This window comes from Nonomuraea sp. WAC 01424 (assembly GCF_003947315.1).
Taxonomy (GTDB): domain Bacteria; phylum Actinomycetota; class Actinomycetes; order Streptosporangiales; family Streptosporangiaceae; genus Nonomuraea; species Nonomuraea spiralis.
Genome location: NZ_QHHZ01000004.1, coordinates 378,016 through 393,458, shown reverse-complemented (window position 1 = coordinate 393,458; position 15,443 = coordinate 378,016). Strand labels below are relative to the sequence as shown.

5 protein-coding genes (1 of these 5 running past the window's edge) are annotated in these 15,443 nt (G+C 72.8%); all 5 read left to right on the top strand.

Translation table 11 applies throughout. From position 1 onward, the window contains the following. Nucleotides 1-1,180: 1,180 nt before the first annotated feature. Tightly spaced (each overlapping or abutting the next), the 5 genes in view from DMB42_RS14005 to DMB42_RS13985 form a layout consistent with a single transcriptional unit that may run on beyond the window. Nucleotides 1,181-2,644 carry a thioesterase domain-containing protein gene (locus tag DMB42_RS14005; RefSeq protein ID WP_185844645.1) on the top strand — a complete coding sequence of 488 codons (1,464 nt, stop codon included), beginning with the start codon at nt 1,181-1,183 and terminating at the stop codon, nt 2,642-2,644. Then, complete coding sequence (locus DMB42_RS14000; protein ID WP_125634492.1) at nt 2,641-7,251, top strand: non-ribosomal peptide synthetase; 4,611 nt, start codon at nt 2,641-2,643, stop codon at nt 7,249-7,251. Before DMB42_RS14005 ends, DMB42_RS14000 begins: the two co-directional genes overlap by 4 nt. Then, complete coding sequence (locus tag DMB42_RS13995) at nt 7,248-12,647, top strand: type I polyketide synthase (RefSeq protein ID WP_125634490.1); 5,400 nt, start codon at nt 7,248-7,250, stop codon at nt 12,645-12,647. Before DMB42_RS14000 ends, DMB42_RS13995 begins: the two co-directional genes overlap by 4 nt. Continuing rightward, nucleotides 12,644-12,835, top strand: coding sequence for an MbtH family NRPS accessory protein (locus DMB42_RS13990; protein WP_125634488.1), 192 nt, complete (start codon nt 12,644-12,646; stop codon nt 12,833-12,835). Before DMB42_RS13995 ends, DMB42_RS13990 begins: the two co-directional genes overlap by 4 nt. Next, nucleotides 12,828-15,443 carry the 5' portion of a non-ribosomal peptide synthetase gene (locus DMB42_RS13985; RefSeq protein ID WP_125634486.1) on the top strand. The gene runs 528 nt beyond the window's last position, so only the first 2,616 of its 3,144 coding nucleotides appear in the window; the start codon lies at nt 12,828-12,830; its stop codon lies off the right edge, out of view. The genes DMB42_RS13990 and DMB42_RS13985 overlap by 8 nt, the downstream gene beginning before the upstream one ends.

The following is a 15,443-nucleotide window of genomic DNA, read 5'->3' as shown; positions in this document are numbered from 1 at the left end:
CACGCCCCGGCGGGCCCCTGACCCGACCCCGGACAACCCGCCCGGAGGACGGTTCACGATCAATCCGGCGTCCGGGGAAATGTCCGCCGATCAATCCGGCCGATGCCCGACCAATGCCCTGGAGCCAATCGGAACGCCGGGCCACGATCGGCACGAGAGGAAAACCGACGGAAGGAACCCACATGCGTTACGAACCGTGATCGGCCTGATGCTCGCGGCCCTGCTGATACCGCTCACCGCACCGGCCTCACAGGCCGAGATCAGGACCACCGCCGCCTTCGACCCGAACCCGACGATCGGCGGGAACGGCAAAGTCGTTCCCGCACCGCACTACGCCACGGGAGCTCGCGGTGTGAGTGCGCCCTCCTACCTGCCGAGCTGCCCGTCCCAACGCGTCTGCGTCGCGGTACTCGACTTCCAGGACGATCGCGTCAACAAGTGGAAGATCTGGGGCCTGTACCAGTGCCCTTCAACCTCCGCGATCTCGGAGGTGCGAGGACTGCGCGGCGCGTGGGCGTGCTTCTCCGTTCGGGCGGGGGCTTCCGAGAGTTCACCCGAAGTGCGCCCGGCGACGGTTGATCGGGGCCTGCGGGCGGTCCGGACGGGACGGCGTCACGCTGACCGGACACCTTGGACGCCGTCACCATGGAAGGCGTCTGACCAGGGTAAATGTCGATGCTCGCGGGGCGTGGAACGGCGGCTGTCAACACCTTGTAAGGCTGCTACCAGCAAGATCGTCCGCGATCTGACCGTTATATGGAATCGGTCTCGACTCAATTAGTCAATAGGGACAGAACACCCTCTTTCGGGCATGACCGAAACTCCAATTACGGGCATTCCATGGAGGAGCTAGATGATCACACAGGGTGCTGAATCCCCAGGACGCGGGGGCAGGCGGAGATCATCAGCCCAGCGGGAGAGGGTCCGTCACCTGTCAACACGTCCCCGGGCGCCGAATTTTCCTGATGCCCGAAACCCTCATTCCATCATTGGTTTAAATTTCATCCCTTGACTGACTTTCGGACAAAATAATAGGAATGGCGTGGCTTCAGGCGCTTGCCGCCCCTCGTCAGGACGAACCCTGACGTGCGGCCCTTACTTCATGCTGCCCGCGCGACGACCTCGTACGGCGCAGCGAACCTGCCGGGGGGGACTTTGCGTAGCAAGGCGAGAAGAACACGTGCTACCTGAGACACCGTTCGCCTCGCTGACGCGATACCCGCCCGGAGCTCCGCTCCTGTTCTGCCTCCCCTACGCCGGTGGGGACGTCTCCGCGTTCTGGGCCTGGAAGCAGGCGTTCGACGGGGTCTTCGACGTACGGGTGGTGATGCTCCCCGGTCGTGAAGGCCGGGTGGCTGAACCCGGAGCCCTCTCCCCGGAGCTGATCGCGCGGTCCATCGCCGCCCACACCGGCACGCCGTACTCGATCTACGGGCACAGCATGGGCGGACGGGTCGCCTTCGAGGTGGTCCGCGAGCTGCGGCGGCTCGGCGTACGAGCGCCCGAATGCCTCTACGTCGGCGCCGCGCACCCGCCGGAGCGCCAGGAGACGCTGGGACGGTGGACGGGCCTGGGCGACGACGACCTGATCGAGGAGCTGATCCACCGGCTGGACGCGCCCGCGGACCTGCGGACGCAGCCCGAGCTCAAGGCGCTGCTCATCCCCGCACTGCGGACGGACATGGAGTGGCTGCGCCACTACCGCTTCGCCAGGCAGGAGCCGCTCGACGTGCCCATCATCGCCTTCGCCGGGGCTCACGACCGGGAGGTCGCCCATCCCGGCATGCTCGCCTGGGCCCGCCACACCTCCTCGACCTTCCGCCTGCACACGCTCGACGCCGCACACCTCTTCCTCACCACGCACGCCGATCAGGTGGCGCGCACGATCGCGGACGGCCCTCATCGGGGCCTGGCCGCGGACGAGGTGCACGTGTGGCTGGCCGACCTCGACGAACTGCCCGAGTTGTGCGCGGCCGTGGAGGAGTTGTCGCCGAAGGAGGCGGCACGAGCGGCCCGGTTCCGGCAGGAGGACCAGCGGCGCCGGTTCGTCGGCAGGTCGGTGCTGCTGCGACGGCTGCTCGGCGAGTACGGGATCGAGCCGGGCGCCGGTGGGCCGCGTACCCTGCCCGGCGGCGAGGCGGGCGGCGAGAGCGGGGCCGGCCACAGCCTCAGCCATTCGGGCGGGCTCGTGCTGGTCGCGCTGGCGGCCGGCCGGGTGGGCGCCGCGCTGGAGCGCTTCCGCCCGCTGGCCGACGAGCAGTCCTTCTTCGACGGGGTGCTGGACGAGCGGGAGCGCGACGAGTACGCCGGGCTGCCCGAGGAACTGCGGTTGCCCAGCGCGCTGCGCACGTGGACGGCCAAGGAGGCGGTGTCGCGGGCGACCGGCGACGGGCCGCGGGTGGATCCGGCGCTGTTCGGGTTCGCCGGGCAGCGGCCGGGCGCGACCTGGGTGCCCGAGGTGGCGCCCGAAGCGGCACAGCAGGCGGGACAGCTGGCGGAGTGGCTGGCGGAGTGGCGGGTGACGCACCTGCCGCTGGGCCGGGCGACCGCCGCGATCGCGGCCCGCCCGCCGCGCTTCCTGCTGCGTTTCGAGACGGTACGGCAAGGCCGGCTGGTACGGCCGGGTGTGGAGGCCGCAGGATGACACTCCTCAGCAGTCTGATCACGGCTCAGGCCGCGAGGACCCCGGACGCCCCGGCGGTCCGGCAATGGGATGACGTGCTCAGCTATGCCCAGCTGGTCGAGCGGGCGTGGGCGCTGGCGGCCCGGCTTCGCGAGCTCGGCGTCGGGCCGGAGGCACGGGTGGGGCTGTGCACCCGCCGTACTCCGCTGATGCCGGTGGCGGTGCTGGCCATCCATCTGGCGGGCGGCGCGTACGTGCCGCTGGATCCGGGGCATCCGCGCAAGCGGCTGGAGGAGGTGCTGGAGGACGCCGGGATCGCGGTGGTCGTCGTGGACGAGCGCGGCCGCGAGCTCCTGGACGGCTGCGCCTCCACGCTCGTGGACGCCCATCAGCCGGGGCCGGCGGAGCCGCTGGAGAGCGGCGTCGTGGCGGGCAACGCGGCGTGGGTGATCTACACCTCCGGTTCCACCGGACGGCCCAAGGGCGTCGTCGTGAGCCACGCCAACGCGGTCTTCTTCGTCACCTCGACCGTCGCGCACTTCGGCCTGGACGCGAGCTGCAGCTCGATGGCCTTCTCCGCCCTGGGCTTCGACGCCTCGATCATGGACATGGTGCTCCCGCTGACGATCGGCGGCTGCGTGCAGCTCGTGCCGGACGAGGACCGCGTGGACCCGGCCCGGTTGCAACACTTCCTGGAGGCGCACGACGTCACCTGGGGGTACCTCCCGCCCGCGCTGCTCCCGCTGGTGGATCCGAGCCGCCTGCCGTACCTGCGGGACGTGGTGACGGCGGGTGAGCCGCCCCCGCCCGAGCAGGTGGAGCGGTGGTCGGCGCACACGCGCTTCCACAACCTGTACGGCCCGACCGAGCTGACCGTCGTCGTGGTCGGCGGCGAGTTCCGCGGCGTGTGGGACCGGCCGCTGCCGATCAGCCGGCCGCTGCGCGGCTGCCGGGCCTACATCGTCGACGAGGACATGAACCTGTGCCCGCCGGGTGTGCCGGGCGAGCTGCTCGTCGGCGGCCCGCAGGTCAGCCGGGGGTACCTGGGCCGGCCCGCGCTGACGGCCGAACGGTTCGTGCCCGACCCGTTCTCGGCGGAGCCGGGGGCGCGGCTGTACCGGACCGGCGATCACGTGGCGTGGGGGGAGGACGGCCAGATCTCGTTCATGGGCCGCCTCGACCGCCAGGTGAAGGTGCAGGGGCAGCGCGTGGAGATCGGCGAGGTGGAGACGACCCTGCGTGCGCATCCCGGCGTGCTGCAGGCGGTGGTGGACTTCACCGGCGAGCTGGTCGCCTACGTGACGCCCGAGGACGCGCCCGACCTCGCCGTGCTGCGCGAGGACCTGGCGGTGCGGCTGCCGCCGTACATGTTGCCGACCAAGCTGGTACGCCTGGCCATCCTCCCGCTGAACCCCTCGGGCAAGGTGGACCTGGCCGCCCTCAAGGCACGGTCCAGGCGGGAACAGGGTACGGCGAGCGGGCTGGCCGGGATCTGGGCGCGGGTGCTGGAGGCGCCCGTCCCGGACGACGAGGACGACTTCTTCGAGCGCGGCGGGCACTCACTGCGGGCGATGCGGCTGGTGGCGGCGGTACGCGCCGAGCTGGGCCGGGCGGTGTCGGTCCAGGACGTGTACGCGGGCCGGACCTACGGCGCGCTGCGCGCGCTCGTGGAGGACGCGCCGCGGGCGGCCGTCGCCGCGCCGCCCACCGGGAGCCCGGTGGCGTTCTCGCCCGCCCAGCGCCGGATGTGGTTCGTCGAGCAGCTGGCGCCCGAGTCGACCGCGCACAACATCGCGATGGCCGAACGGATCCGCGGCCCGCTCGACGTCGCGGCGCTCCGGCGCGCGCTCACCGACGTGGTGGCGGTCCACGAGGCGTTGCGCTGGCGGGTGGGCTCGCGCGACGGCATCCCCGACGTGACGGTCGCGCCGCCGGCCGAGGTGCCGCTGCCGGTCGACGACCTGTCCCCCGCCGAACTGGCCGCGGCGCTGGAGAAGGAGGCGCGGGAACGGTTCGACCTGGCCGCCGGGCCGCTGTTCCGGGCGCGGCTGATCCGGCTGACCCCCGACGAGCACGTGCTCTGCCTGACCGCGCACCACCTGGTGTTCGACGGCTGGTCACAGGACGTGCTCTTCCGCGGCCTGTCCGCCGCCTACCGGGGCGAGCCGGTCGAGGTGCCCGAGCACACGTTCGCCGACTACGTACGCTGGCTGCGCGGGAACGACGACGGCCAGACGCTGGGCTGGTGGCGGGAGCGCCTGCGTGACGCCCCGCTGGTGCTCGACCTGCCCAGGGACGCGGCCAGGCCGCCCGCGCAGACCTTCCGCGGCGCCTCCTGCCGGGGCGAGCTGGACGCGGCGCTGGGCGCGCAGGTGGCCGAGCTGGCGGCGCGGCTGGGCAGCACGCCGTACGCGGTGTTGCTGGCCGCGTTCGCCCGCCTGCTCGCCGGGTTGTCGGGACGTGACGACCTGGTGGTGGGGGCGGCGTACGCGGACCGGCCGCACGTGGCGTTCGAGTCGCTGGTGGGGATGTGCGTGCAGGTCCTGCCGCTGCGGTTGCGCCCTCGGGGCGACTTCGCGGAGCAGGTGACGGCGTGCGCGGCCGAGCTGGGCGCGGCGATCAGGCACCGGGACGTGCCGCTCGGGCAGTTGCTGGAGTCGCTGCGGCTGCCGCGCGACCTGAGCCGCAACCCGATCACGCAGGTCATGTTCAACATGTACAACTTCGCGCAGGCCCATCTGGAGCTGGACGGTTGCGAGAGTGAGCCGTTGCGGCCGGGGCTGCCGGGGGCGCTGTTCGACCTGACGATGTACGTGGGCGAGCAGCGCGGCGGTTACGCGCTGGAGCTGGTCTACAACCCCGACCTGTTCTCGGCCGAGCGCATGACGGCGCTGGTCGACGGCTACGTCGGGCTGCTCGGCGAGTTGCTGACCGGGCGGGCGGAACCCGGCTCCCCCGACGTGGAGCTCCCGGACTGGGACGGCCCCGGGCTGCTGGAGCTGGTCGGCGACGCCCACGCGGGGGCGCGGCGGCGTACCGAGGCGGCGCTGCGGGAGGCGGGGGCCGGGCCGGGGGCCGTGGTGGCCGTCGTGGCCTCCCGGGTCCCCGAGCTGCCGGGGATCCTGCTCGGCGTGCTGGCCACGGGAGCGCGGTGGGTGGTGATCGACTCGGCTTATCCTGCTGCCGTACAGGAGCGGCAGATCGCCGCCGCGGGCGCCCGGCTGGTCCTGCGGGACGGGACGATCGAGCCGCGCGAGGGCGGCGCCGAGCTGCCGGGGTCCGGCTATCTCTCGATGACCTCGGGCACCACGGGCGATCCCAAGCCGGTGGTCACCGCCGAGAGGCCGCTGGCTCATTTCATCTCCTGGTACGTCCATACTTTCGCCGTCGAGCCGCACGACCGGTTCGCGTTGTTGTCCGGGCCGGCCCACGATCCGGCGCTGCGCGACATGTTCGTCCCGGCCGCGGCGGGCGCCGAGTTGTTCGTGCCCGAACTGGAGCTGGTCCGCGATCCCGCCAAGCTGGTCACCTGGCTGCGCGAGCACGCGATCACCGTCCTGCACCTGACGCCGCAGCTCGCGGCGATGCTGGCGGGCACCGGCACCACGCTGCCCGACGTACGGCTGGCCGGCGTGGGTGGCGACCTGTTCACCGGCACCCAGGCGGGCAGGCTGCGGACGCTCGTACCGAATGCCCGGCTCGTCGCCTTCTACGGCACGACCGAGACGCCGCAGGCGCACGCCTGGCACGAGCTCGCGGAGCCGTACCCGGAGGTCGTGCCGATCGGGCGGCCCGTCGAGGGCAGCGAGATCATCGTGGTGGCGCCGGACGGCAGGCGGGCCGGGGTGGGCGAGCTGGGTGAGGTGGTGGTCCGCAGCCGCCATCTGGCCTCGGGTTACCTGGACCCGGCGCTGACCGGCCGGCGCTTCGACGGCGACCGTTTCCGTACCGGGGATCTCGGCCGGCGCAACCCCGACGGCACGGTCACCCCGGCCGGGCGCGCCGACGACCAGGTGAAGGTGCGCGGGTTCCGGGTCGAGCTGGGCGAGGTGGAGGCGGCGCTGGCCGCCTGCCGGGACGTACGGGCCGCCGCGGCCAAGGTCGAGGGCGGCACGCTCATCGGCTACGTGGTGCCCGCCGGGCCGGGGACGGCCGCGCATCGGATCCTGGACGAGCTGCGCCGGGCGCTGCCCGAGCACGCCGTTCCCACCGAGGTGGTGGTGCTGCCCGCGCTGCCGCTGACGCCCAACGGCAAGGTGGACCGCGCCGCGCTGCGCGGGCGGCCGGTCGAGCAGCCGAAGGCCGCCGGCGGCCTCGACGGTCCCACGCAGAAGACCGTCGCCCAGGTGTGGCGGGCCGTGCTGGGCATGCCGCGGCTCGGCCCCGACGACAACTTCTTCGAGATCGGCGGCCACTCGCTGGCCATGGCGGCCGTGCAGGCACGGCTGAAGGCGGCGACCGGCCGCGAGATCCCGATCACGGAACTGTTCAGGCATCCCACGATCCGGACGCTGGCCGCGCATCTCGATGGCGCGGGCGGCAGTCCGGGGCTGGACCGGGCGGCACGCCGCCTGGCCTCACGGCGAGACAGGTTGAGGAACCGCAACGAGAAGGGGATTGCCCCATGACGGACGAGCCCACGGCTGAGCCGATCGCGATCATCGGCTTGTCGTGCCGAGTCCCGGGAGCGGGTGACGCGCAGCAGTTCTGGCGCAACCTCGCCGACGGCGTCGAGTCGCTGACCACCTACACCTTGGAGGAGCAACGGGCGCTGGGCACGGCGGAAAGCCTGCTGGCCGACCCGAACTTCGTGCCGGCCGCCATGGCGCTGGACGACTACGAGGGTTTCGACGCGGCGTTCTTCGGCATGTCGATCAGGGAGGCGGAGGTCCGCGATCCGCAACACCGGTTGTTCCTCGAACTGTCGCACACGGCGCTGGAGGACGCGGGCTACGACCCGTTCCGCTATCCGGGCGAGATCGGCGTCTACGCCGGGACCGGGACGGACACCTACCAGTGGCGCAACATCCGCAGCAACGCCCAGGCCCACAAGAACGCCGGCTGGCTTGCGGTCATGGTGGGCAACCACGTCGACTACTGCGCGACGCTCACCTCGTACAAGCTCGACCTGCGCGGTCCCAGCTACACCGTGCACACCGCGTGCTCGACCGCGCTGGTGGCCTTCCACGTCGCGTGCGAGGCGCTGCGCAACGGCGAGTGTGACATGGCGCTGGCCGGCGCGGCCATGCTGGACCTGCCGCAGGGCGAGGGCTACATCTACGACCAGGACGGCATCGTCTCGCCAGACGGGCACACCCGCTCCTTCGACGCCGACGCCGGTGGCACAGCCTGGGGCAGCGGCGGCGGCGTCCTCGTGCTGAAGCGGCTGTCTGAGGCGATCGAGGACCGCGACAACATCCGCGCGGTGGTCCTGGGCAACGCGATCAACAACGACGGCGCGGGCAAGGTCGGCTTCTCCGCGCCGAGCATGGACGGTCAGGCCGCGGTGATCGCGCAGGCGCTGGGCGTGGGCGGCGTGGACCCGCGTACGGTCACCTACGTCGAGGCGCACGGCACCGGCACGGCGCTCGGCGACCCGATCGAGGTGGCCGCGCTGTCCAGCGTGTTCGCGCAGCACACGACCGACACCCAGTGGTGCGGCATCGGCTCGGTCAAGAGCAACATCGGCCACCTCGGCCAGTCGGCCGGCATCCCCAGCCTGGTCAAGACGGTGCTGGCGCTGGAGAACAAGCTGATCCCGCCGACGCTGCACTTCAAGAGCCCCAACCCGAAGATCGACTTCCCGGTGAGCCCGTTCTACGTCGTCTCCTCGCCGACGAAGTGGGAGCCTGACGGCTTCCCGCGCCGGGCCGGCATCAGCTCGTTCGGGATCGGCGGCACGAACGCGCACGCCGTACTGGAGGAGGCGCCGCCGCGTCCGCCGCTCCCCCGCGAGCGGCCCGCGCACCTGCTGAAGTTGTCGGCCAGGACCGAGTCGGCGCTGGCCGCCGCGCGGGAACGGCTGGCGGCGCACCTGGCCGCGCACCCCGAGACGGACCTCGCCGACGTGGCCCTCACGCTGCGCGTGGGCCGCCGCGAGCTCAAGCACCGGGCCGCCGTCGTCACGACGTCGCCGGCCGACGCGGTGGCCGCGCTGACCGACCCCAAGCGCGTCGTCTCCGGCGCCAAGCCGAAGCGACCCGCGCAGGTGGCCTTCCTCTTCTCCGGCCAGGGCTCCCAGTACGGCGGCATGGCCGCGGAGCTGTACCGGAACGAGCCGATCTTCCGCGAGGCGGTGGACGAGTGCGCGGCCGTCCTGGACGTTCGCGAGCAGATCTTCGCCACCGGCGAGGAGGCGGACGAGGCGCTGCGGCAGACCTCGCTCACCCAGCCCGCCCTGTTCACGGTCGAGTACGCGCTGGCCAGGCTCTGGCTCTCGCTGGGCGTCGAACCGGCCGCGATGATCGGCCACAGCATCGGCGAGTACGCGGCGGCCACCATCGCCGGCGTCTTCACGCTGCCCGACGCGATGCGGCTGGTCGCGGCGCGCGGACGGCTGATCCAGGACCTGCCGCCCGGCTCCATGCTGGCCGTGCAGCTCATGCCCGACGAGATCGCGCCGATGTTGCCCGACGACGTCTCCGTGGCCACCGTCAACGGCCCCGGCACGTGCGTCGTCGCCGGCCCGTCCGAGTCGATCAGGGAACTGGCCGAGATGCTGGAGGAGGAGGGCATCGGCTGCACCCAGCTGCGCACCTCGCACGCCTTCCACTCGGCGATGATGGAGCCGATGCTGCGGGAGTTCCGCGAGCTGGTCGCCGCCGTCGGGCCGGCCGCGCCGAGCCTGCCGTTCCTGTCGAACGTGACCGGCACCTGGATCACCGCCGCGGAGGCCACCGACCCGTCGTACTGGGCCCGCCACGTGCGCGAACCGGTCCGCTTCGGCGACTGCGTCTCGACGCTCCTGGCCGACGGCGAATGGATCATGATCGAGTGCGGTCCCGGACGGCGGCTGTCCGGCCTGGCGGGCACCCAGCTGCCCGCCGGCGCGATCGCCCCGCTGCCGTCGCTGCCCGGCCCGCGCGACCGGGCCGGTGACGTCGCGGTCCTGTCGCAGGCCGTGGGCGCGCTCTGGGTGCACGGCGTCGAGCTGAACGACTTCGGCGCGCCCGGCTTCCGCGTCTCGCTGCCGGGTTACCCGTGGGAGCGGCAGCGCGCCTGGATCGACCCCGACCCGCAGGGCGCCTTCTCCGGCGGCGTCGCCGCGCCGCGGCAGGCCGAGGGGCCCCTGCCTCCCGAGCAGTGGTACGGCGTGCCCGTCTGGCACCAGGCGCCCGCCCGTCCGGCGACCGCGTCGCCGATCACGCGCTGCCTGGCCTTCGTGGACGAGGACTCGGCCGCGCTGGCCGACGCCCTGCGCGCCTCCGGCGCCGAGGTCCTGGAGGTACGGCCGGGCACCGCGTTCAGCGCCTCCGACGGACATTTCACCGTACGGCCCGCCGAACGGGAGGACTACGACGCGCTGCTCGAAGCGGTCGGCGAGATCCCCGAGCGGATCGTGCACGCCTGGGCCCTCACCGGCGGTGAGCCTACGTGGGCGGCGCAGGACCGCGGCTTCTTCGGCGTCCTGGCCCTCGTGCAGGCGTTGTCGGCGGCCCAGCCGCCCGGCGGCGTGCAGCTCGACCTGGTGACCGCGGGCACGATGGACGTCGTAGGCGACGACCTGACCAGGCCGGAGCACGCGACGCTGGCCGCCTTCGCCCGGGTCGTCCCCCTGGAGACGCCGTGGTTGCGGGTCCGCCACATCGACGCGCCCGACCGGGACGCGGTGCGTGGCCTCGCCGCCGAGCTGGGCCGCGCGGCGGAGCCCGGCGAGGCCGGGCTGCTGGCCCCGGTCGCCCTGCGCGGCGGGAAGCGGTGGCTGCTCGGATACGAGCAGGTGGAGGTGACGAGCGAGCCGGGCGAGCCGCGCGACGGCCAGGTGTACGTGATCACCGGCGGTCTGGGCGGCATCGGCGTCTCGCTGGCCGAGGACCTGGCGGCGCGGGCCCGCGTCAACCTCGTCCTGCTGTCCAGGACCGGGCTGCCCGGCGGCCCGCCGCGGTCGGCCCGCGAGGCGCGCGCCGCCGAGGCGATCCGCCGGATGGAGGCCGCCGGGGCGCGGGTGCTGACCCTCGCCGCCGACGTGACGGATCCGGCGGACATGCGCCGGGTCAGGGACGAGACGCTCGCCGCGTTCGGCCGGGTGGACGTGCTCGTGCACGCGGCCGGCCTGCCCGGCGGCGGCATGGCCCAGATCAAGGAGCGGGAGGCGGCGGAGGCCGTGCTCCGGCCCAAGGTGCTCGGCACGCTGGCCCTCCAGGAGGCGTTCGGCGAGCTGGAGCTGGAGGCCGTGGTGCTCTGCTCGTCGATCACCGCCGTGGCCGGCGGGTTCGGGCAGATCGACTACTGCGCGGCCAACAACTTCCTCGACGCGCACGCCCGCGCCGGACAAGGCTGGAACGCCGCCCAGATCGTCAGCGTCAACTGGGGCAGGTGGCTGGAAGTCGGCATGGCGGTGGAGACCGCGGCGCCCGCCGGATTCGTCGCCCTGCAACGCGGCGACCGGATCAAGGCGATCGACCACCCGGTCCTCGACGCCCGGCACGCCGGCGAGGGCAACGGTCTCGACTGGTGCAGCGGCACCCTCTCGCCGAGCACCCACTGGGTGCTGGACGAACACCGCATCGCCGACGTGTCGGTACTGCCGGGCACTGGTCACCTCGAACTGGCCAGGACGGCCGCCGAGGCGGTGCTGCCCGGCAGCGGCCTGGTCGAGCTGCGGGACGTGGTGTTCGTCGAACCGCTGTCGGTGGCCGACGGCGCCACCGCCGAGGTACGGGTGATCTTCACCCAGGAGGCGGACGGCGCGGAGTTCCAGGTGCAGAGCATCATCGGCGGGTCGCACCGCGTCCACGCCAGAGGCACGGCGGCCAAGGTGAACCCGCCCGCCGCCGACCGCGTGGACCTGCGGGCGATCATGGATCGCTGTGTGCCCTCGACGGACGAGCAGGGCGGCGTCCCCCTGTCGGGCCTGCTCACGCTGGGCGAGCACTGGCACCGGACCCTGACCGCCACGCATGCCGGCCGGCAGGAGGCGCTCGGCCTGTTCGAGGCCAACGACGCGCTGCTGTCCGATCTCGACCGCTGGGGGCTGCACCCGGCCCTGCTCGACGTCGCCACCACGTTCAGCTGGGTCGAGGTCGAGGGTCACTACCTGCCGCTCGGCTACGGCCGCATCACCGTGTTCGGCGCCCTGCCCGAGGCGTTCTGGAGCCATCTGCGCATCACCAGCACCGACACCGACGAAGTGCTGGTCGTGGACGTCACGATGATCGCGCCCGACGGCACGGTGCTGGTGCAGGTCTCCGACTACGTCCTGCGCAGGATCGACACCGAGGCCGTGGTGTCCGGGGTCGTCACCAGCGCCGGCTCCCAGCTCGCCGCCCCGGCGGCGGCCACGGCCGACGACGCGGCCGGCATCAGGCCGGCCGAGGGGGCCCTCTCCCTGCGCAGGCTGCTGGCCGCGCCGCTCGGCCCGCAGGTCGTGGTGGCGGCCACCACGGTGGCCGAACTCGTCGCCGGCGTCGGCTCGCTGACCCAGGAGACCGTGGAGTCCGAGCTCGATCCGGCGGCGGTCGCCGACCGGCAGGACAAGGCGCCCGCCGAGGGTTACGTCGCCCCGCGCAACGACGCCGAGGCCACGATCGCCCGCCTGTGGGGCGAGGTGCTCGGCGGCGACCACATCGGCGTCGACGACGACTTCTTCGAGCTGGGCGGCAACTCGCTCATCGCGGTCCAGCTCATCGCCCTCATCCGCAAGGAGCTGGGGGTGCGGCTGCCGATGCGCAACCTCTTCGAGGAGCCGACCGTGGCCGGGGTCGCCGCCCTGATCGACGCCGCCACGGCCGCGGCCCCCGAGCCCGCCCCCGCCACCGGGCCCGCCGCCCAGACCATCCCCCGTCTCCCCCGGAGTTCCGCATGAGCGCAGAGACCAAGGTCGTCCGCAACGACGAGGAGCAGTACTCCATCTGGCCCGCCGGCCGGGACAACCCCTCCGGTTGGTACGACGCCGGTTTCTCCGGCACCAAGGACGAATGCCTGGGCCACATCGAGCAGGTGTGGACCGACATGCGCCCGAAGAGCCTGCGAGAGGCCATGGACAGTGAGTGATGCCTTCCCCGCGTCCTCCGGCCAGGAGCGGATGTGGTTCCTTTCGCGCTTCGAGCCCGATCTGGCCGTCTACAACATCGGGATGATCATGCCGATGGCGGCCAGGCAGCCGGTGGACCCGCGCCGGCTGGAACGGGCGATCGACCTGGTCGTACGGCGCCATGAGGCGCTGCGCACCACGTTCGAGTTCCGGGACGGGCAGGTGGTGCAGCTCGTCAGCCCCGGCGCGCCGCCCACGGTCCTGACGGAGACGGACCTGACCCACCTTCCGCTGGACGGCGCCGAGGCGGAGCTGGCCCGCCTGGCCCAGGCGGACGCGGTGCTGCCGTTCGACATGGAACGGGCGCCGCTGTACCGGGCCAGGCACGTCAAGCTGGCCGAGGACGATCTGCGGCTGGCCATCGTCTTCGACCACACGATCTTCGACGGCATCTCGTCCATGGTCTTCATGGACGAGGTGGAGGAGTGCTACGACGCGCTCGGCGAGGACCGTGCGCCGAAGCTGCCCGAACTGCCGATCCAGTTCGCCGACTTCGCCGTGTGGCAGCGCGGCAGGTTGTCCGGCGAGTTCCTGGAGACCGAGCTGGTCCACTGGCGTGAGCGGCTGGCCGGAGTGCCCGCCGACCTCGCCCTGCCGGGTGACCGGCCGCGGCCGGCCCGCCGTACGTATCGGGGCGGGATCCGGCTCGGCACCTACTCCCCCGAGCTGTCGGCGGGCGTGGAACGGCTGGCCAAGGAGCTCAACACGACGTTGTTCACGGTGATGCTCACCGCGTACGCGGCCGTGTTGTCGCGCTGGTCCGGGATCGACGACATCGTGGTGGGCACGCCCGTCGCGGGACGGCTGCTGCCCGAGACCGAGCCGGTCATCGGCATGTTCGTCAACGCGGTGCCGCTGCGCGTGGACCTGTCGGGCGCGCCCAGCTTCCGCGAGGCGGCCGTCCGCGTACGGGCGACGGTGGCCGAGGCGCTCGACCATCAGGAACTGCCGTTCGAGCGGCTGGTGGAGGATCTCCAGCCGACCCGGGACCTGAGCGTGCCGCCCCTCTACCAGGTGATGTTCAACCTGGCCATCCGTACCAACGAGGGGCAGATCGCCAACGGCACCGCGAAGGTGGACGTCCAGCTCGACGTCAACATGCGCGACGGGCTGCTGCACACCCGGCTGGAGTACGCGACCGACCTGTTCGATCCGGGGACGATCGAACGCTTCGAGGCGAACCTGCGGACGCTGGTCGAGTCGGCCGCCGCCGACCCCGACCGGCCGGTGCCCACGCTTCCCGTGCTCGCCGCGGAGGAACGTGCGCGGGTGCTGGCTCTCGGGACCGGCGCGCCCCAGGCCGCGCCCGGAACCCTGCACACGCTGATCGAGGCCCGGGCGGCCGCCACCCCGGACGCCCCGGCGGTGGTCTTCGGCGAGGTCACGCTCACCTACGCCGAGCTCAACGGCCGTGCCAACCGGCTCGCCCGCCGGTTGCGGGAGGTCGGCGTCGAACGCGGCCGCACTGTCGCGGTCTGCGCGGAACGCTCGCCCGAGCTGGTCGTCGCGCTGCTCGCCGTGCTCAAGGCGGGCGGCGCGTACGTGCCGCTGGATCCCGAGTACCCGCGGGACCGGCTGGAGTTCATGCTCGCCGACTGCGGCGCGCGGGTCCTGCTCACCCAGCGCCACCTGGTGGTGCCCGGCGGGCCGATCGAGACGGTGCTGCTGGAGGACGACCACGACTTCGCCTCCGGCGACCTGGAGCCGGTGACCGGACCGGACGACGCCGCGTACCTGATCTACACCTCGGGCTCGACCGGCCGGCCGAAGGCCGTGGTCAACACCCATCGCGGCATCGTCAACCGGCTCGCCTGGATGCAGGAGACGTTCGGGCTGACGGCCGGCGACGTGGTGATGCAGAAGACCCCGACCAGCTTCGACGTGTCGGTGTGGGAGTTCTTCTGGCCGCTGCTGCAGGGCGCCTGCCTCGTCCCGGTACGGCCGGGCGGCCACCGGGACCCCAGCCACCAGCGCGACCTGATCAAGCGGCATTCGGTGACCACGATGCACTTCGTGCCGTCGATGCTCGCCCTCTTCCTGGAGGAGGCGAACATCGAGTCGTGCACGTCGCTGCGCCGCGTGGTGTGCAGCGGCGAGGAGCTGCCGCCCAGGCTGGCGGCCCGCTTCTTCGACCGCCTGCCCGGCGTGGAGCTGCACAACCTCTACGGCCCCACCGAGGCGGCCGTCGACGTCTCCTGGCACGCCTGCCGGCCGGGCGAGACGGTGATCCCCATCGGCCGTCCGATGCCGGGCTGCCGCCTGCACGTCCTGGACGAGCACCTGGAGCCGAGGCCCGTCGGCGTGCCCGGTCACCTGCACATCGGCGGCGTCCAGGTGGCCCGCGGCTACGCGGGGCGGCCGGGGCTGACGGCCGAGCGCTTCGTCCCCGACCCGTACGGGCCGCCGGGCGCGCGCCTGTACGCCACCGGCGACCTGGCCAGGCTGCGCGCCGACGGGGAGATCGAATTCCTCGGCCGCATCGACGACCAGGTGAAGGTGCACGGCTGGCGGGTCGAGCTGGGCGAGATCGAGGCGGCGCTGGCCGAGGACGCCCGGGTGCGCCGGGTC